Origin of the sequence: Brucella pituitosa (assembly GCF_003049685.1) — a bacterium.
Lineage (GTDB): Bacteria > Pseudomonadota > Alphaproteobacteria > Rhizobiales > Rhizobiaceae > Brucella > Brucella pituitosa.
On sequence record NZ_PYSY02000002.1, the window covers coordinates 1,009,225 to 1,028,941 of the forward strand.

Consider the following 19,717-nt stretch of genomic DNA (forward strand, 5'->3'; position numbering starts at 1 on the left):
GATGAAGAGCCTGCAATTCTCAAACGAACGTGAAGCAATCATTGCCGAGAACATTCGCGAAGTTGTTGCTGAACTTCGGCTGGTCGATCCGGCCGACTATATCGCTTTCATCCGCTGCGAGCTGTTCGCCAATATTGCAGATATCGTCCACTCGGCAACTGAGTTGCACTTTTTCCCCGGCACGCTCGAACTCGGACATGGCGGTGAGTTTCAATGTGACTGGTTCACAAATCCGTCCATCGTTCTCGACATGGAGTTTCGCAATAAGGGCGTCTACGCTTATTTCCGCCTGACACTATCAGGCAAGACGGCAAGCGTTGAACTAAGCCACATCGTATTTGAGAACCCGGATGACGATCCGGCACAGAATACCGCCCGTCTGATTGACGCCATAGACAATGCCCGGTTGCCTATGCTGAAGACGGCTTAACCCAAACCAGACTGTATTGCAGAAATTACACCGGAAGTTTTAAGCATCCGGTGTAATTGTGGTTCTCGTACAAGCGTGACATCACATCAAATGCTGCACTTCCGGCATTTCAATAATGCCGAGCGAAAGCGCTGTCGCCACCGCAGAGGTGCGGTTTGAACAGTTAAGCTTGATCTTCGCGTTCTGAAGGTAGGTTACGACCGTCCAGCGAGCGATGTTGAGAATTTCAGCGATTTCACCGTCGGTTTTGCCATTGGCCGCCCATCGCAGACAATCAATCTCACGTGGCGTCAGAAGAGATGCTGCTGATTTTGTATTCTCACAACCGCACAGCGTATTGTGAATAATACCTGAAACACTCAACAGACGTGGTCGAATCTTGAGAAGAAATTCTTCCTGTGTAGCTTGATCCTCAAGCTCAAAGCAGAAAAGTGTACAGCCGACAGCGCCCTTAGGATTGCGTGCCGAGACCGCTATAAAAGTATTTCCCAGTCCATGCTTTTCAGCATCCTGCAGCATGTCGGCGATATCGGGGCATGCTGCAGCATCTTCCTTCAGATCGCGAACGATGCCACTGGAATCATTTCGATAATAGGGAGCGTCATCCTGGAAAACAGGATCAATTGTGAAGTAATTCTTTGCTGAATATCGGGTCGCCCAGCTGGATGGAAAAGTCATCACTACAGTAAGATCGGACGAGTTTGTCTTTGTACAATCCCCCATACGCCCGCGATATGTGTGCATAATGTACTTGCACCCAATCTCATCACGGATCCGCGTTAGAAGCGCAAGCGTGTCGCCCTGGAACGAGGTGCCAAAGAAGGTCTTTTTAAAATTCGGAAAATGAATCAAGTCGAGAGTCATTGCGTAATATCCTTGGTAATAAAGGAAAAAGAGCTTCATCTGATGCCACAAAAAATGGGTGGCGAATCGACTCCTTCGGGCCTTCAATCACTTATAAGTCACATAAAAAATGGGTTGCGTTGCAACCCGCAATAAATTGATTGCTACCTATTACACACAAGAACCGTGCCTAAATATGGCTCCCGCAAATGAAAACTGCGTTACCGACATTATTATACGTGTTTAGCCCTTCGCTCGAAGGGCGGATGTACTATTTTGAAACATCCGGGCTTCGTTTGCCGTAAGCCCTGAAGAAAAAATCGAGAGCAGATTCGACATTTTTAACAATTGCCTGCCTCGAAGGAGGTTCGCTTAATACGCCAAAAAGGCGCGGCCGATAGAGGCCGGAAAGAAAAAGATCCGAAAGCTGATAAGCCTTCTCCAGTGGGTCAAATGGTTCCAGTTCGCCTGCCTCGATCATTTTGGAAAGATAATCCGCCATGATCAAATGACTGCGTTTGGGACCACGCTCATAAAAGCGTGCCGACAACTCAGGCTTGCGATCGCTCACACCGAGAATGATGCGTTGCGCACGAATTGCAGTGGTCGATGTTATGAGCGTAACCAGCGTGACACCGAAGTCAGCGAGTTCCTCGCGGGTCGAAAATCCCTGGTCTATTTTGTCGACAAGCTTGCTGAAAGTCGTCATGCGATAGTGTTCGCACAGGGCGACGAACAGATCTTCTTTGCTGTTGAAATAGACGTAAATTGTGCCCTTGGAGACGCCCGCTTCGCGCGTAATGTCGTTCATGCTCGCAGCATCAAACCCCATACGCAGAAACACATTTTGCGCACCCTCAAGAATCTGCTGGCGCTTTATTGGGTCTCGACCTGCGGCCAGACGGGTACGTCCGCCGTCCGCATCGGGTTCGACCGCAAATGCACTGGCCTCATTGCTATCCAAGGCAGCTGCAGCGCTCTGTTCTATCCGATGTTCACGATTCATTGTACAAAACTCATAATTTTCTCGAACCAATCGGTTCGATGTCACTTGATATGGTCAACTTATTGCTCTAAGTCAACATCGAACCAAGCGGTTCGTTGAAGCGGTTATAAAGAAAGTTTCCAAATGTCCGCCCATAAGTCTGTTGATACGGCTGATATCCGCCCATTCCCAACGCCTACGGCTCAGGGAGAACAGTCCAGAGTGAATACAGAACCCCTGGGCGAACGGCCAGCACCGCAAACAGCCCCGGATACAGCTGCACCTGGCGCAACACCTGACACCGCAAAGAGCAGCAAGAAAAAGGGCGTCGGCAAACGCGTTGTTCTGCCAGTCGTTCTTATTGCTGCTGTCGCAGGCGGCCTTTGGTATGGCTATGACTGGTGGACCGTTGGCCGCTTCATGGTTTCAACGGACGACGCTTACGTGCAGGGCGACATTGCGTCTATTGCGCCGAAAGTCACCGGCTATATCGACAACATTCCAGTTGTTGCAAACCAGCACATCAAGGCTGGCGATGTGATCTTCCAGCTCGATGCGGGGGATTATCAGATTGCGCTTGATGAAGCGGAAGCCAAGCTCGGTACACAGAAGCAGACACTTGCACGGATTAATGCTGAAATCGATGCAGCACAGGCCGTGCTGCAGCAGGCTCAGGCAGATAAACAGGCTTCACAGGCTGTTCTGAAAAATGCCGAAAGCACAATGGTCCGTATTCAGAAGCTCCACGACACACGGTTCTCTGCGCAGTCCGAACTCGACAATGCGCAGTCCGCGCTTGATCAGGCCAAGGCCAAGCTTGCCGGATCGGATGCACAGATTGCTTCGGCAAATGCCAATATCGAAGTCCTGAACGCACAGTACAAGGAAGCGGAAAGCGGCATGCGCTCTTTGGAGCTTGCACGTGACAAGGCTGCCCGCGATCTGGCCTTTACTACACTGCGCGCACCGTTTGATGGCGTTGTTGGCAATCTCTCCGGCAAGAAAGGCGATCTCGTTTCTGCGGGTCAAAAGATTGCAGCGCTTGTTCCTGTGAATGAGCTCTACATCGATGCCAATTTCAAGGAAACGCAGCTCGGCCACATCAAAACCGGTGAGACAGCACGTATCTATGTTGATGCCATCGATGGCCCTTACTTTGAAGGCAAGGTTGCATCGGTAGCCCCTGCATCGGGTGCCGTGTTCTCGCTGTTGCCTCCTGAGAATGCCACCGGCAACTTCACCAAGATCGTTCAGCGTGTTCCGGTTCGTATCACGATCCCTCAGGAAGCGCTCGATTCCGGCAAGATCCGCGCTGGTCTCAGCGTGACGGTTGACGTGGACACGCGCACAGCGCCTGAAGACAAGGCCAACTGACACGCGCGATAACGCTCTTCGGGATGCGTGTGAGAACTGATCATTAGAACATGTGGTGGCGCGGCAAACAGCTTTCGCGCCCCTTTCCTCTTCCTATTCGGAGTGCGCCTTCATGGCTGCAAACACCACGATGGGGCCAATGGCTCCTGCAGAAGATCGCATCGATCCCAAGAAGGCGATTGCTTTTCTTGCGATGGTGTTTGGCATGTTCATGGCCATTCTGGATATCCAGATTGTGTCTGCCTCGCTGTCTGAAATTCAGGCAGGCCTCAGCGCCAGCTCCGACGAAATCTCCTGGGTGCAGACATCCTATCTGATTGCGGAAGTCATCATGATTCCGCTGTCGGGCTTCCTCGGACGCCTTGTCTCCACCCGCGTGCTGTTTACCGTTTCCGCCGCTGGCTTCACGCTTGCCTCCATGCTCTGTGCGACTGCGACCAACATCGATCAAATGATCGTTTATCGCGCCATTCAGGGTTTCATTGGCGGCGGCATGATCCCAAGCGTGTTTGCAGCCGCCTTCACGATCTTCCCGCCATCCAAGCGCTCTATCGTTTCGCCAATGATCGGTCTTGTCGCAACCCTTGCACCAACGATTGGGCCAACCATTGGTGGCTATCTAAGCCACGCTTTCTCCTGGCACTGGCTGTTCCTGGTTAATGTCGGACCCGGCATCCTTGTCACCATTGCCGCATGGAACCTTATCGATTTCGATGAAGGCGACAGCTCGCTTCTGAGCAAGTTCGACTGGTGGGGCCTCGCCGGCATGGCGGCTTTCCTCGGTTCGATGGAATATGTTCTCGAAGAAGGCCCACGCAATGACTGGCTTCAGGATGACGCGATCTTCATCCTGTCTGGCGTCATGACAATTGGCGGCATCGTCTTCTTCTATCGCGCTTTTACAGCCGAAGAACCGATCGTGGATCTACGAGCCTTCAAGAACGTCAACTTCGCGTTTGGCTCCCTGTTTTCCTTTGTGATGGGTGTCGGCCTCTATGGCCTGACCTATCTCTATCCGCTCTATCTGAGCAGCATACGCGGCTATGATGCGCTGATGATCGGCGAAGCGCTATTTGTGAGCGGTCTTGCCATGTTCTTTACCGCTCCCCTTGCCGGTTTCCTGTCCACGCGTATGGACCCGCGCCTGATGATGATGATCGGCTTCCTTGGTTTTGCGGCTGGTACCTGGATGGTGACGGGGCTTACTGCAGACTGGGATTTCTACGAGCTTCTGCTGCCACAAATTCTGCGTGGTTGTTCGCTGATGCTCTGCATGGTGCCGATCAACAATCTTGCACTTGGCACATTGCCGCCGTCTCTCATGAAGAACGCTTCCGGCCTGTTCAACCTGACACGAAATCTTGGCGGCGCTGTCGGGCTGGCTGTCATCAACACGATCCTGATGCGCCGCAACGATATGCATTATGAACGGCTGGCTGAACATGTGCGCTGGGGCAATGCGGAAGCTGAGCAGATGCTCGCCAACCTGACTGCCAAATACAACGCGGCAGGCATGGATGGCGCAACTGTCGCCATTGCCAAAATGTCAGGCATGGTACGCCAACAGGCGACACTGATGTCCTTCATCGATGTCTTCTTCATCCTGACGATGATGTTCTGCACGCTCGCAGTCTGTGCAGTGTTGCTGCGCAAACCAAAACAAGCAGCAGGAGGCGGTGGCGGCGGGCATTAAGCTCGCTTCCCAAGCAACAAGATTCGATTTCAAACGAAACTGAATCTGCTTCGCCAGTATTTCACAAATTTTCGTTTATCAAGCACTAGCACGCATCATGCCGCGCGCAGGCAAGCCCCTGTCGTTTTGAGAAACGCGTCTTTTTAAAATGTGACAGTCACGAAACCTTTGTCATATTTATTGTCATAAAAATGCAGTTAACCCTTATGGATCAATTGCTAAGTCCCTGAAAACGTGTTTCACTTTCTGTCGTTGACATTTTGTGACAATCCGCAAACTGTCATCCAACCGTCATCTAGGACGGCTATCGGGAGTGCGCGAACACTGGAATCGACCGGGAGCGTTCGCCCGACTTTAACAGGGGAGTCAAACAATGCTTGCATTTACTGCGCGTCTGCTGTCGCTTTCGACGGCAATCGCCGTTGGTGGGGTTTCTATTGCTGCTGCTGAACCATCGGCCGAACTGATCGCTGCGGCGAAGGCCGAAGGCGAACTGACCACCATCGCTCTCCCGCATGATTGGTGCGGCTACGGCGAAATCATCAAGAGCTTCAAAGACAAGTATGGTCTCAAGGTCAACGAACTGAACCCAGATGCGGGTTCGGGCGACGAAATCGAAGCCATAAAGGCCAACAAGGATAACAAGGGTCCACAGGCTCCTGACGTTATCGACGTCGGCTTTGCTTTCGGCACCACCGCCAAGAAAGACGGTCTGATCCAGCCTTACAAGGTTGCAACCTGGGACGAAATTCCTGATAGCGCCAAGGATGCTGAAGGATACTGGTATGGCGACTATTACGGTGTTCTCGCTTTCGAAGTGAATAAGGACATCGTTAAGGACGTCCCACAGGATTGGGAAGACCTGCTCAAGAGCGATTATGCCAATTCGGTTGCTCTCGCTGGTGATCCACGCGTTTCCGCTCAGGCAATCCTCGGTGTTCACGCTGCAGGTATCGCACGCGGTTCGGAACCAGGTGTAGAAGCTGGCAAGAAGGGCCTTGAATTCTACAAGGAACTCAATGCCAATGGCAACTTCGTTCCGGTCATCGGCAAGGCCGCTTCGCTGGCACAGGGCTCGACCCCAATCGTCATCCGCTGGGATTACAACGCTCTCGCCGACCGCGATACGCTTAAGGGCAATCCGGAAATTGAAACCGTGATTCCAAAGACGGGCGTTATTGCTGGCGTTTACGTTCAGGCGATCAGCGCTTATGCACCGCATCCAAATGCTGCAAAGCTCTGGATGGAGCACATCTATTCGGATGAAGGCCAGCTCGGCTACCTGAAGGGCTACTGCCATCCGATCCGCTTCAACGCAATGGCGAAAGCTGGCAAGATCCCACAGGAACTGCTCGATAAGCTGCCACCAGCCGATTCTTATGAAAAGGCTATCTTCCCCACCTTGGAACAGATTGAAGCCGCTCAGGAAGAAATCACCAAGAACTGGGATAGCGTCGTCGGCGCAAACGTCCAGTAAGCGATTTCATCTCGCCCTGTTTATGCCTGCGACGACCAGAAATGGTCGTCGCAGTGTTTCCCGAACAGTCAGGCATTTGATTGAATCTTAGCCGACAGAGATACTCCGTCTCTTAATTTCACGCGTAGTCGCATCCGAAAACGTGTATGCTTTCGGGATTATGCTCTAAAGAAAGAACGCATGAGTTCATCAGCCGAAACAACCGCACCAATCAGCGGGGTGCGTAAGCGTCAATTGCCACTATCGTGGATTGGCGTCGCGCCTTTCTTTCTGTTTGCCATTCTCTTCCTGTTATGGCCGACGATGTATCTCATCATCGGCGCCTTTCAGGACCCTGACGGCAATTTCACGCTTCAGAATGTCCGTGATCTCTTCCAGCCTCAGATTCTGAGTGCCTATTGGATTTCGATCAAAGTAAGCCTCGCCTCCGCCCTTGGCGGCGCGCTGATCGGCTTTTTTCTGGCCTGGGCTGTGGTGCTTGGCAATCTGCCGCGCTGGCTGCGTCCTACCGTTCTGACCTTCTCAGGCGTTGCATCGAATTTCGCCGGTGTTCCACTGGCCTTCGCATTTCTTGCGACCCTTGGCCGTACCGGCTTCGTGACCATCCTGTTGCGTGAGTGGTTCGGCTTCAATCTTTATTCGACCGGCTTTAATCTTCTCAGCTTCTTCGGTCTGACCATCACCTATCTGTTCTTCCAGATTCCGCTGATGGTGCTGATTCTGACACCAGCACTGGACGGCCTGAAGAAAGAATGGCGCGAAGCTTCTTCGATCCTGGGCGCCACCAATCTTCAATACTGGCGTATGGTTGCGTTTCCAATCCTCTGGCCAAGCCTGCTCGGCACGACACTGCTTTTGTTTGCAAACGCTTTTGGTGCAATTGCTACTGCCTACGCGCTCACGGGTTCATCGCTCAACATCGTTCCGATCCTGCTCTTTGCACAGATCCGCGGCGACGTTCTGCATAACCAGAACCTTGGCTATGCGCTGGCGCTTGGTATGATCGTTATAACCGGGCTTTCCAACCTCCTTTACATCTGGCTGCGTATCCGGGCTGAAAGGTGGCAGCGATGAAAAAGGCCTTTAACGTTCAGAAGATCGGTGCATGGATCGCCTTCCTGATCGGCGCGATCTACTTCCTTGTGCCGCTGATTGGCACTTTCGAGTTTTCACTGCGCATGCGCCGCGGTGAATATTCCTTCGACGCTTACCGGGTTGTTTTCAGTGATCCGAATTTCCAGGCAACCTTTAGTTATTCGATTCTGCTTGGCATTCTGACCATCATTTTTGGCGTGCTGCTTGTGGTGCCGACAGCCTATTGGGTTCGCCTGCGCCTGCCGCATTTGCGCCCGCTGATCGAGTTCATCACACTGATGCCGCTGGTTATTCCGGCAATCGTCATCGTGTTCGGCTATCTGCGCATCTATAACTCGTCGTCATGGCTGCCGTTCACCTCATCAACGCGGGCAACTGATCTGCTTTTGATGTTCGGCTATATGACTTTGTCGCTGCCATATATGTATCGCGCTGTTGATACGGCCATGCGCACGATTGATGTCCGCACTCTCACCGAAGCAGCACAGAGCCTTGGCGCTGGCTGGGGACGAATCATGTTCAAGGTGATTTTCCCCAATGTAATGTCGGGCGTCATGAGCGGTGCCTTCATCACCTTTGCTATCGTCATCGGTGAGTTCACGCTGGCATCCCTGCTCAATCGCCCAGCCTTCGGCCCTTATCTCCAGCTCGTCGGCGCCAACCGCGCTTATGAACCGTCAGCGCTGGCGATTATCTCGTTTGGCATCACATGGCTCAGCATCATCATGCTGCAGCTTGTCTCGCGCCTCAACAAATTCAAGACAAACGCCGGGTAACATTCATGGCTTTTCTCAATCTCAAGCACCTGAAAAAGAGCTTCGGCGCCAATACCGTCGTCCACGATTTCAACCTCGCCGTCGAGAAAGGCGAGTTCGTCTCCTTTCTCGGCCCATCGGGTTGCGGCAAAACCACTGTCCTGCGTATGATCGCAGGCTTTGAAGGTGCTGATAACGGTGCAATCGAAATTGATGGCAAGGATGTAGTCGATCTCAAGCCCAATCAGCGCAATATCGGCATGGTCTTTCAAGCCTATGCGCTGTTCCCGAATATGACGGTTGCACAGAATGTGGCATTCGGTCTTCGCGTTTCAGGCAAGTCGAAAGCTGAAATCGACGCGACGGTCAAGGAAATGCTCAGCCTCATCAAGCTTGAGCATCTTGCGGATCGTTATCCGTATCAGATGTCCGGCGGCCAGCAGCAGCGTGTGGCGCTGGCTCGTGCGCTTGCAACCAAGCCGCAGGTGCTTCTGCTCGACGAGCCGCTTTCGGCACTTGACGCAAAGATCCGTATCTCGCTGCGTCAGGAAATCCGTGCGATCCAGCAGAAGCTCGGCATTACAACTGTTTTCGTGACCCACGATCAGGAAGAAGCCCTATCGATCTCTGATCGTATCGTTGTGATGCATGAAGGCCGGGCGGATCAGATCGGTACGCCGTTTGATATCTATAACCGTCCTGCCTCGCGTTTTGTTGCATCCTTCGTCGGTACGCTCAACATGCTCGAAGCATCTGTCAATGAACCGGGACAAAACAGCATCGATCTTGATGGCCGCACAATCAAAGTGAACGAAGAACTTGGGCAGCATCCGAAAGGTAAGGCAATCACGCTGGCTTTGCGTCCGGAAGCGGTCAGTCTGGAGGCACGAAAGAGCCACGATACGTCGCTCGATGCGACCATTGAGGATGTGCACTTCCTCGGCTCGGTTATTCGTACACGCGTGGCGCTTGGCAAGAACCAGCTGTCATTCGATACGTTCAACGATCCGACCCAGCCCCCGCCACAACGTGGTGACAAAGTGACGGTGCATTTTGCCTCACATGATCTGCTGGTGTTGGCTGATTAGAGCGCCGATCTGATCGATAAAACGTAACAAAAAAAGCCGCCCATTCGGGCGGCTTTTTTGTGAAACTTGTTTTCACGGAGCGTCAAGATTATGGCCCTGATGTGATTTTCCATCAAACAGAGCCAAAGCTTGTCAGAGCTTAATCACCCCAAGGGCCGTGGAAATCACCCTCTTTATCCACACGCTTGAAGCCGTGCGAACCGAAGAAGTCGCGCTGCCCCTGAATAACATTGGCCGTGCCACGCGACTGCGTGAAGCTGTCGAAGTAGCTCAATGCCGAACCAAGTGCCGGAAGCGGCAGACCAGCGAGAGCTGCCTGAGCCACGATCTTGCGAAGACCCTTCGATGCCTTGCCCATGCGTTCAACGAAAGCAGGGACCAGCAGAAGGTTTTCGATTTCCTGACCTTCAAAAGCCTGTGCAATGTCGTCCAGGAACAGCGAACGAATGATGCAACCTTCGCGCCAGATACGGGCAGTGGTCGCCAGCGGAATTTTCCAGCCATATTCCTTCGACGCTGCCGACATAACGGCAAAGCCCTGAGCATAGGCTGCGATCTTACCAGCCAAAAGGCCCTGTTCGAGATCAGCAAGGAACTGAGCCTGATCGGCAATGTCCAGCGTGCGCGGAGCAGGATTGTAAACCTTTTCTGCAGCCTGACGCTCGGTCTTCAGCGACGACAAAGAGCGTGCGTCAACTGCAGCCTCGATACCGGTTGCCGGAACGCCGAGCATCTGCGCTTCGATAGCCGACCAACGACCAGTACCCTTCTGTCCGGCTTCATCGAGGATCACATCGACCATCGCCTTGCCGGTTTCAGGGTCGGTTGCCTTCAAGACTTTCGCAGTGATTTCGATGAGGTAGGAATTAAGCGGGCCCGCATTCCACTTCTCAAATACATCACCGATCGCCGGAGCCGAAAGGCCGAGGCCATCACGCAGAATGCCGTAGATTTCGGCAATCATCTGCATGTCGGCATATTCGATACCGTTGTGAACGGTCTTCACGAAGTGGCCCGCACCATCCGGGCCGACCAGCGCGCAGCAAGGCTCGCCCTTATATTTTGCAGCAGCAGCCAAGAGGATTGGCGCGATGCGCTCATAGGCTTCCTCTGTACCGCCGACCATCATCGAAGGACCATGACGTGCACCTTCCGCGCCGCCCGATACACCCATACCCACAAAGGTCGGATCGTTTGGACCCAGCGCCTTCAAACGACGTACTGTGTCGCGGTAATCGGAATTGCCCGCATCGATCATGATGTCGCCCTTCTCAAGGTAAGCCTTGAGGCGGGTGGTTTCGGCATCAACTGGCGCGCCAGCCTTGATCAGGAAGATGATTGGACGTGGCTTGCGGATATTGTCAGCCAGTTCTTCAAAGGTGGCACAAGGGATGATCTTGTCACGCAGCGCGCCAGCTTTTTCGATGAATGCTTTCAGGACGGGCTCGTCGCGGTCATAGACGGCTACCGTGTAGCCCTTCTCGGCGATATTCAGCGCAAGGTTCGAACCCATGACGCCGAGGCCGACCATTCCGATATCTGCTTTTTCCATTTTTTGCCCTTTTGAAACACAGCCAACTGGCTTGTCATACAGAATTAGAGAGCCGACAGACTGGGCTGCCGCAATTGCTGCCGTCGCACTATTTAGCGCCAGCAAGCGCCAGTCTGTATCCTATTGTTGGATGATCTAGGGCATATGACGCAAATTTGATAGGCCTTTATCTAAAAAACTAACCGATTTAAATGCTCAGACGCGCTCCAGTTTCTCGTGCGGCAGCGGCGGCAGCTCGATCTCGATATTGTCGCCAGCCTGCACGTTTCCACCTGCAAGAACGATCGACATGACACCCGCTTTGCGCACCAGTTCGCCGTCTTCCGTTTTATCGAGAACAGCGCCCAAAAGCCCTTTCTCGAAGTTTTCAATCTGCGAGCATGGATTGCGCAGGCCGGTGAGTTCAAGAACAACATCGTGACCAATTTTGAGAATGGTCGACTTGGGCAGTGCGAGCAGATCAATCCCCCGTGTGGTGATGTTTTCACCCAACTGCGCTGGCGCAATGTCAAAGCCTTTCTCGGTCAGCTCGTCGAAAAGCTCTGCCTGAATAAGATGGACCTGACGCAGATTTGGTTGAGTCGGATCAGCCTTCACGCGCGAACGATGCTTGACCGTCACACCTTTATGCGCATCACCTTCAACGCCCTGCCCTGCAATGATACTGATCTCAGAAACCAGCTGTTTCGAGAAACGATGCTCGGCGTCGCGCGCAACGGCTACAACAATTCCACTCATATTTTTACCTTGATCACATGAAGAGGGAAACGGCAGGCAAAGCCGGTCGTAATCCCGCATATCATGCGATATACAACAGACAAATGACAAGGGTATCGCGAAGGGGTTGGCGGTAAAACCATGACGAGTAAGCAGCGCGACGGCAAAAATTTTCGTTGGGGCATCTGGGGAACGGGCACGATTGCCAGCGCCTTCGCAGCTGACATTCAGGCAAGTCACGATATGCGCGTGTCCGCTGTCTGCTCTCGTTCGCTCGATAGTGCTGAAGACTTCAAAAGCCGCATCGGTGCAGACAACGCATTTGACGATCCATCGGCATTTCTAAACAGCGCTGATATCGACGCCGTCTACATTGCCACACCCAATGCCATGCATGTCCCCCAGACATTACAGGCAATTGCCGCAGGCAAAGCGTGTCTCACGGAAAAGCCGCTGACGCTTGATGCAGACGGCGCAAACCAGATTGCAACCACAAGCAAAGCACACAATGTCTTTGCCATGGAAGCGATGTGGAGCCGCTTTCTTCCAGCGATTGCTGCGGTCCGGGAGCATATCAAAACCGGGCGAATCGGAACAGTAAAGCGTATCGAGGCTGACCTCTCCTATTTCCGTGCGGAAGATCCTGAAAGCCGGTTTTTCAATCCGGCACTTGGCGGTGGTGCTGCTTTCGATCTCGGTGTCTATCCGGTTTCGCTTGCGCTGAGTTTTCTGGGCCTGCCCGATGCCGTCAGCGGGCGCTGGACGAAAGCCAAAAGCGGCGTCGATATGCGTACGGAAATCACGCTGACATATGCGACGGCCAAAGCTGAGCTCTCATGCGGCTTTGATCACGACGGCAAAAACCAGATGCTGATTGAAGGCACAAGCGGCGCGATCCTCATCCACGCACCTTTTCTGAAAGCACAGCGTTTGACACTTTTTTCCGCGAATGTGCTGAATTCAGCCCTTGGTCCGAAAGGACCGGGCGGGCTGGTTGGCAAAATCCTCAACCGCCTGCCTCTGCCGGGCAGAACGGTTGAACACCACGCTTTTGCTGGAAACGGATTGCAGTTTCAGGCGCAAGCCGTGCGCGATGCGGTGACACGCGGCGAGATTTCGAGCCCGATCATGCCGCTTGAACACAGCGCTGCGGTGGCAAACATCGTCAGCACTGTGCTTGCGCAAAAGCCAACTTAGAATGTGCTCCGCACCTTATAGGGTGCAGCGTTTTCGCCCGCATTATTGAGTGCGAGGGCTACTTCGGTGATGTGCAGGGCCACCGCGCCGGAGAAAAAGGCCGTCATACCGGTTTCAATGGCGCGCGCCTGATCAGCCACGCCACGCATGAAATCAATCTGTGATGGGAATGACGGCAGGCTCACCATATCGCCTTTTGGATAGGCGAGCTTGCTGCCGACAGCCGGTTTCCATGGCAAAGTCTTGCCGAGTTTTGCTTCCAGACGACCAAAGACACGCGACAGGATAGAACGCTTTCTGGTGGTCGATTCAAGCCGCACAGCAGAACGGTTATCCCAGAGATCATCGACGGTGATGGAACCCTTGTCCGCCACGATTGTCAGGCTGCGATCCTTCGGCATTGCAAGGCCGGATGTCAGACGCGCGACAAGACCGGATTTGAAGCGCAGGCAACCGACGGAGAAATCAGGAGCCATGTGCAAATGCTCTGTTCCCGGCCCCTTGTTCTGGAACGTGATCGAAGAAAAAGCACTGACGCTTTCAACGGGGCCGAAAAGCGACACCAGCCATGAGAGTGCGTAGCCTGCATGTTCCAGCGTGCAGCCAATCTCAAACTCATGCAGACCCGGCCATGGCGCGCCCGATTGCGAGCGCCATGTCGCCCATTTGTCGCGAAAAACCGGGCCGTCTTCCATCTCCGCATAAACCAGACGCGGCGTGCCGATCTCGCTCATCGAGCTTGAAACGAGCTTTTGCGCGTCACTGAGGCCATTGGCCGGTGCGGCCGCCAGTGTCAGTTCGTTTGCCGCCGCAAACTCAACCAGCGCCTTGGCGTCGTTGAAATCCATGGCCAGCGGCTTTTCCGAATAGACATGCTTACCTGCCTCAAGGGCGGCGCGTGAAATGGCATAATGGCTTTCCGGCGTCGTCAGATTGAGGACGAGCTGCACGTCTTTATCGGCAAGGATTGCCTCAGAGCTCTCATAGGCGCGCACGTTATAATGCGCTGCAAACACCTTGAGCCGTTCACCCGAGCGATCAAAGGCACCCAGCAGCTTCAATTGTGGATAATTGCGCAGCGTGGTCATGTAGTAATCGGCGACGAAGCCCGTGCCAATGATCGCAATATTCATGGTAGCTCCAATTAGAGCATTTCCAGCAAAAGTGCGAAGCGGTTTTGCGTAGGATAATGCATAAAAACCAAAAGATAGAGCGGTTCCTACGATTCTTTTTCAACAGGAACCGCTCTAGACAGACCGTTTTGGGATGGTGACTTTAGCTGTCATGCGCAGGCCAAAAATCGCAAAGATGAGCATGAGCCAGACCGGGTCCATGCGACGGAAGAAGAAGCTTTCAAGCATCGCGTTGAGCGTGCCGAAAAACACAAACATCAGAAAGAAATCCGCGAGAAGCAGATTTTCGCGCGTCGGCCTGCACCGCATATAATTGACCAGCGGCATGATGATGATCACGACAATCGCGCAGATAAGACCAATGAGCCCCATCGAAAGCGTTATATCGAGATAGCCGTTGTGGCCGTGCACGATGCCGCGCACGTCCCAGTCGAGATAATAAGGTTTCGCTGCCTCCTTGACGCGCTCGGCACCCCAAAAGCTCTCATAGCCAAATCCGGTCCATGGGCGGTTATGCAATGCCTCTATCGCAAAGGCCCAAATCGATGTGCGCCCTGTAAATGTCGGATCGACCGAGAATTGCATAACAATCTGATGCAATGGCTCAAACAGCACTGTGCCAATGGTGAAGAGAGCAAACACCACCTGAAGAGCAAAAATCATCAGAGGTGCCAGTCCGCGCATACCAAACATGCCTGGGCCGATGACCAGCAGCATTGCGAATGGCACCAGAGCAGCAGTGGTCTTCGAACCTGTATGGACGACAAAGAACAACGCAAGCAATGCAATCAATGCCCCGCTGATCCGCCAGCCACGCCGCCAGAGATAAATGCCCGCAAAAGCGAAAATCGCCATGACGGGCCCGGCGATGTTCTTGTGGGTGAAAACACCACGCCACAGAAATGAATTCTGCGGCTCGCCAGCGTCAACACCATGCGTGCCAAGATTGGGCAAAAGCACTACACCAGCATAGGAAATGAGAATAACGATAGATGCCACAACAAGCAGCATCCACGAATAACCATCTGCATCCTGGGGCAGTGCAAGAACAGCGACGATAGCCAGAACACCGATCAGCGTCAGCATGATGCCGCGAATGGCGGTCGCCGGATCGGGACTGACGAAGGCTGAAGCCAGCAAAAGGCCGAACATCAGAAGCCAGCCAAGACTGACAAGCCGCAAAACCTTGCCAGGATCGGCAAACATTGCAAGCGACGCCAATGCAATGGCCCCGACAAGGCCAAAGCCGAGCTGATTGACAGCATCACCCGCCTGCTGTCCATCGGCAGGAACGGCCGGTGAAAACGGACGAAAAGAAATCAGCAGTATGCAGAATATGACCGTTGCGGTGACGAGCGCTATCTGGCGCATCGTCACTCGCATCGGATCGGACGAACCAGAACTAGTTCTTGTCCGGGTTGCGATACTGCTCATTCAAATATCCAAAATGCGCCATCACCCGGCCCAGACCGATATGGATGAAGTAGGTACCAACAGGTGCAAAACCAGCGGCAACACCTCTTCTCACAGCCTTGATCGGCGAATAAGCCAGAAGCGCGAGGCTCTTGAGGAACACGCGCACCTGACCGAGTGGCTCGTCCTTGCGCTTGCGCTGTTCAATCAAGGTCGAAAGAACGCCGTTGCGCAAGCCGCGTGATCTGATCCAGTCGTTTTCGAGACGACGTGCCGGAATGGTTTCGCGCACGATACCTTCCGCACACCAGGCAACTTTGAAGCCCTTAGCGATTGAGCGGGACAAGAAGTCAGAATCGCCGCCGCCGGTGAAGTTGAACTTCAGATCCATAAACGGATAACCATGCGCTTCAAGCACAGGGCGCGCAATCAGCAGATTGCCCGACGAATAGATAATCGGAACCGGGCCTGTCTTAGTATAATGCGGTAGGAAGACCGGATGCTTTGCCCACTGTTCCGAATTCGGCTTTTCAAAAATCGGATACTGCGGACCGCCAACCAGGCTAACGTTATAACGCTCAGCGGTCGAAACCATGTTTTCGATCCAGTCAGGATCAGCCAGTTCGTCATCGTCGATCACGATGACGTATTTAAAATTCGGGAAAAACTTAGTCGCGGTCAGCCAGCCAGCATTATAGGCGTTGCAGTTGCCGCGATGGGATTCACCGATCAGCATACCCCGATATTTACCGGCTTCGAAAAGCGGGGCAGCAACGGTTGCGCCTTCCTTCTTTTCGGTTTCGTTCTCGATCACAACGACAGCCCATTTACGCTTGGTGGTCTGTGCATTCAGCGTGTCCAGCGTGCGTATCAGATGCTCGGGCCGCATAAATGTCGGGAGCGAAACGACGATGTCGATCTCGTCATAGGCGAGACCAGGTGTTTTAGCGATTACTTCAATATGATCCGGTAAATCTGGCATCTCAGCTTCCGATTATTTCAGAGAATTATGATTTTATGTTTATCTTGCCACTATTGATAAACGCTTAAAGAAAAGTTCACCGCATGGCTGTAGACACTATCTTCAATAAACATTCATTAAGAGCCGTCAGGAGTTGAATTGCAACCGTTTCGTCTTGTCTTCGTGACGTCACTTGTTCCTCATACCGTCGCGTCAACGGGTTATGAAGTTGCGAATGCCGCTGTCATCGATGGTCTTCGTCGCGCAGGTGCCCATGTGACCGTGTTGGGTTTTACGTGGCCGGGACATAAAGCTGCCGAAAGTGCTGATACAATCGTGCTTGGTGAGGTAGAAGTACGCACGGAAGGTGCAGGCATCAAGCGCAAGATCGGATGGGTGCTGAAATCCTTTCTCACTGGGCTTACGGTCTCCTCGGCAAAATTGCGCGTGATTTCTGCTATCGAATTGCATAATGCGATCACCGAACTTGGCGAATTCGATGCCTATGTCCTCAACGGCGTCACACTGCCCGGTGCCTTCGAAGAAATCTTCAAGAACAAGCCATCGCTGTTTGTTGCACATAATGTCGAATATCGTTCGGCAGAAGAAAATGCTGCAGACGCCAAAGGCAAGGTTCAGAAATTCCTGTTCGGTCGCGAAGCCCGCATTCTGAAAAAACTGGAAAACAGGCTTTGCAAACAGGCGAGTTTCGTTTTCACATTCACGGAAGATGACGGTCCGGCGCTGGGCCTCAGCACCGAAAAATTTGCGACATTACCGCTTGTCATGCCAGGGAACGGTGCTGCCACAAAGGCGCCATCGGCGAAATATGATCTGGCGCTGATCGGGACATGGACATGGCACCCGAATCGCATCGGACTTGAATGGTTTTTGCGCGAAGTAAAACCATTGCTGCCGAAAGACATTTCAATAGCGATTGCTGGCAATACACCGGCTGATTTGATTGCGGCATGGCCCGGCGTCAATTTTGTCGGCAAAGTGCCTGACGCGACCGCGTTTGTAGAAAGTGGGAAGCTTGTACCACTGATCAGTCGTGCGGGTACTGGCGTTCAGCTCAAAACAATCGAGACATTTGAACTTGGCATGCCGAGCGTCGCGACTGCACATTCGGTCCGTGGCATTGGCAATATTCCGGCAAATTGCACGATTGCCGATAAGCCCGCGGAATTTGCAGCAGCTGTTATTGAGCGTCTAAAAGTAATAAGCGACGGTGACGGTCAAAAACTGGATGGCAAAGCCTTCAAACAGGCACAAATCAAAGGCATGGACAGCGCGATTGCCCGAGGCCTTAAAACACTTCAGGATGTGACAGGAAAAGCAGACTGACATGACGAATAGTTCACCCGAAAAACTCGAATATCGAAATATTCTCGGCATCAAGGTTGTCTGTTTCGACTGGGACAGTTCGTTCGCCTATTTCAAAAAGCGGATCGAAAACCGCGAATTCATGAAGCAGGGCTGGCTTAATGCCAACAATGCCAATATAGCGCATGAAGATCCGGCCTATATGACTGCTTTGAAAGATTTCCTGATTCTGCCTGATGGTATTGGCGTCGATATCGCCAGCAAAGTTGCCTATGGTGAGAAATTCCCGGCCAATCTGAACGGTACGGATTTCATCCCGGGCCTGATGGAACACATCAAACGTCCGATGAACGTCGCCCTTCTCGGTGGTGGTCCCGGCGTTGCTGCGGAAGCCGCACAACTTTTCAAACAGCAAATACCACAGCATGGTTTTCACGTGATCTCAGACGGATATTTCAAGCCAGCTGACATTGATGGCATCCTCAGTCAGCTCGCCGATTATCGTCCGGATATGTTGCTGGTCGCCATGGGCGTCCCACGGCAGGAACTATTTATCGACAAATACATCACGGCGGAACACTGCACAATTGCAAGCGCTGTCGGCGCCTTGTTCGACCTGCATACCGGTCGCGTACAGCGCGCACCACATTGGGTCCGCACACTCAAAATGGAATGGGTACACCGCCTGTTGCAGGAGCCTCGTCGTCTGGCAAAGCGCTATCTCGTCGGAAATCCGGTTTTCCTCTGGCGCGTTGCCAAGGAGAAGCTGTCAGGGGGTAAACCTTGAAGACAGCTATTGTCACTGCAAGCTGGGATCAGGACTTTGAACGTTGCAAGCTCCTGTGCGAAACCATGGACAAATATGTCACCGGTTTCACCAAGCATTACATTCTTGTCGATAGCAAAGATGTAGCCTTGTTCCGGCAGATCGAGAGCGCAAACCGCATCGTCATCGACGAACGTGATTTGCTGCCTTCATGGATTCGTCCATTTCCTGATCCGACCTATCTTGGTCGCCGTCGTGTCTGGCTTTCGTTTAAAACCAAGCCATTGCGCGGCTGGCATGTGCAGCAATTACGCCGCATTGCACTAGCCAGTAAGGTCGAAGAAGACGGTCTCCTCTATACCGATTCAGATACTGCTTTTGTGAAGCCGTTCGATTGCAGCACGCTCTGGCAGGATGATAAATTGCGCCTGTTCTATCGGCCCAATGCGCTGGCTAATCCCGAATGGCCGGAGCATCCGGTATGGGCGGAAAATGCCGGAAAGCTTCTTGGCGTCAAAAATGGTAAAAGCGCACTGAATGACTATATCGGCCAGCTTGTTTCATGGCGCAGAGATTCAGTTGTCGGCATGTGCGAGCGCATCGAAAAGCACACTGGTCAGCATTGGGTGGCGGCTATCGGCAATGTCCGCCGCTTCTCGGAATGCTTTATCTACGGCCACTATGTCGATGATGTTCTTGAAGGTGCAGGCCACTTTCACGACACACATGATCTGTGCCGTATGCAGTGGTTTGCACCACCACCAACGGAAGAAGAATTCCGGACTTTCATTGCCGAGATGGAACCGCATCAGGTTGCCATCGGAATGCAGTCCTTCCTCAGCCTGTCGGTCAATGATATCCGCCGCATCATAGGTGGTTGAAATCGTAGGAAACCGGAGCGCTCATCGTAAG

General features: G+C 53.0%; 18 protein-coding genes. 11 read left to right on the forward strand and 7 right to left on the reverse strand.

The features are described from left to right. Window position 1: 1 nt before the first annotated feature. A complete protein-coding gene (locus C9380_RS17170) occupies window positions 2-430 on the forward strand; it encodes a BspJ family T4SS effector nucleomodulin (RefSeq protein WP_024895916.1) in 429 nt (142 codons plus the stop codon). An 81-nt stretch (window positions 431-511) separates the two neighbouring features. On the opposite strand, the gene C9380_RS17175 is transcribed toward C9380_RS17170, so the two are convergent. Continuing rightward, window positions 512-1,294, reverse strand: coding sequence for a helix-turn-helix transcriptional regulator (locus tag C9380_RS17175; RefSeq protein ID WP_024895917.1), 783 nt, complete (start codon window positions 1,292-1,294; stop codon window positions 512-514). 250 nt (window positions 1,295-1,544) lie between these two features. Continuing rightward, entirely contained in the window at window positions 1,545-2,279 is a 735-nt protein-coding gene (locus tag C9380_RS17180; protein ID WP_024895918.1) for a TetR/AcrR family transcriptional regulator, read from the reverse strand. A gap of 123 nt (window positions 2,280-2,402) precedes the next feature. On the opposite strand from C9380_RS17180, the gene C9380_RS17185 reads away from it, so the two are divergent. The 6 genes from C9380_RS17185 (at window position 2,403) to C9380_RS17210 (ending at window position 9,740) form a co-directional block, all read left to right on the forward strand. Next, window positions 2,403-3,632, forward strand: coding sequence for an HlyD family secretion protein (locus tag C9380_RS17185; protein WP_024895919.1), 1,230 nt, complete (start codon window positions 2,403-2,405; stop codon window positions 3,630-3,632). 112 nt (window positions 3,633-3,744) lie between these two features. Beyond that, window positions 3,745-5,325 carry a DHA2 family efflux MFS transporter permease subunit gene (locus tag C9380_RS17190; RefSeq protein ID WP_024895920.1) on the forward strand — a complete coding sequence of 527 codons (1,581 nt, stop codon included), beginning with the start codon at window positions 3,745-3,747 and terminating at the stop codon, window positions 5,323-5,325. 373 nt (window positions 5,326-5,698) lie between these two features. Then, complete coding sequence (locus tag C9380_RS17195; RefSeq protein ID WP_024895921.1) at window positions 5,699-6,802, forward strand: ABC transporter substrate-binding protein; 1,104 nt, start codon at window positions 5,699-5,701, stop codon at window positions 6,800-6,802. Window positions 6,803-6,982: 180 nt separating this feature from the next. After that, on the forward strand, window positions 6,983-7,876 hold the full coding sequence (locus C9380_RS17200; RefSeq protein ID WP_100557373.1) for an ABC transporter permease: 894 nt from the start codon (window positions 6,983-6,985) through the stop codon (window positions 7,874-7,876). Beyond that, window positions 7,873-8,673, forward strand: coding sequence for an ABC transporter permease (locus C9380_RS17205; RefSeq protein WP_036566622.1), 801 nt, complete (start codon window positions 7,873-7,875; stop codon window positions 8,671-8,673). Before C9380_RS17200 ends, C9380_RS17205 begins: the two co-directional genes overlap by 4 nt. A gap of 5 nt (window positions 8,674-8,678) precedes the next feature. Next, window positions 8,679-9,740, forward strand: coding sequence for an ABC transporter ATP-binding protein (locus C9380_RS17210; protein WP_111787517.1), 1,062 nt, complete (start codon window positions 8,679-8,681; stop codon window positions 9,738-9,740). A gap of 139 nt (window positions 9,741-9,879) precedes the next feature. Here the strand turns inward: C9380_RS17210 and gnd are convergent, their stop codons facing one another. Next, window positions 9,880-11,292, reverse strand: a complete 1,413-nt coding sequence (gene gnd / locus C9380_RS17215) for an NADP-dependent phosphogluconate dehydrogenase (RefSeq protein ID WP_036566624.1) — start codon at window positions 11,290-11,292, stop codon at window positions 9,880-9,882. Between the two features lie 195 nt (window positions 11,293-11,487). Continuing rightward, window positions 11,488-12,030, reverse strand: coding sequence for an MOSC domain-containing protein (locus C9380_RS17220; RefSeq protein ID WP_128094117.1), 543 nt, complete (start codon window positions 12,028-12,030; stop codon window positions 11,488-11,490). A gap of 120 nt (window positions 12,031-12,150) precedes the next feature. Here C9380_RS17220 and C9380_RS17225 point away from each other — a divergent pair, with 120 nt between their 5' ends. Next, window positions 12,151-13,206: a Gfo/Idh/MocA family protein gene (locus tag C9380_RS17225; RefSeq protein ID WP_128094118.1), complete on the forward strand. Its 1,056-nt coding sequence runs from the start codon at window positions 12,151-12,153 to the stop codon at window positions 13,204-13,206. On the opposite strand, the gene C9380_RS17230 is transcribed toward C9380_RS17225, so the two are convergent. The 3 genes from C9380_RS17230 to C9380_RS17240 form a co-directional block, all read right to left on the reverse strand. Further along, a complete protein-coding gene (locus C9380_RS17230; protein ID WP_128094119.1) occupies window positions 13,203-14,339 on the reverse strand; it encodes a Gfo/Idh/MocA family protein in 1,137 nt (378 codons plus the stop codon). The genes C9380_RS17225 and C9380_RS17230 overlap by 4 nt on opposite strands. 114 nt (window positions 14,340-14,453) lie before the next feature. Then, entirely contained in the window at window positions 14,454-15,773 is a 1,320-nt protein-coding gene (locus tag C9380_RS17235) for an O-antigen ligase family protein (RefSeq protein WP_128094120.1), read from the reverse strand. Continuing rightward, the gene (locus C9380_RS17240; RefSeq protein WP_024895930.1) at window positions 15,742-16,734 is read right to left on the reverse strand and encodes a glycosyltransferase family 2 protein; all 993 of its coding nucleotides are present in this window, start codon (window positions 16,732-16,734) and stop codon (window positions 15,742-15,744) included. The genes C9380_RS17235 and C9380_RS17240 overlap by 32 nt, the downstream gene beginning before the upstream one ends. Window positions 16,735-16,872: 138 nt before the next feature. Here C9380_RS17240 and C9380_RS17245 point away from each other — a divergent pair, with 138 nt between their 5' ends. From C9380_RS17245 to C9380_RS17255, 3 genes are read left to right on the forward strand one after another with little or no spacing between them, the layout of a single operon-like run. Next, window positions 16,873-18,060 carry a glycosyltransferase gene (locus tag C9380_RS17245; RefSeq protein ID WP_128094121.1) on the forward strand — a complete coding sequence of 396 codons (1,188 nt, stop codon included), beginning with the start codon at window positions 16,873-16,875 and terminating at the stop codon, window positions 18,058-18,060. A gap of 1 nt (window position 18,061) precedes the next feature. After that, window positions 18,062-18,826: a WecB/TagA/CpsF family glycosyltransferase gene (locus tag C9380_RS17250; protein WP_128094122.1), complete on the forward strand. Its 765-nt coding sequence runs from the start codon at window positions 18,062-18,064 to the stop codon at window positions 18,824-18,826. Further along, complete coding sequence (locus C9380_RS17255; protein ID WP_100557380.1) at window positions 18,823-19,686, forward strand: DUF6492 family protein; 864 nt, start codon at window positions 18,823-18,825, stop codon at window positions 19,684-19,686. Before C9380_RS17250 ends, C9380_RS17255 begins: the two co-directional genes overlap by 4 nt. Window positions 19,687-19,717 lie beyond the last annotated feature (31 nt).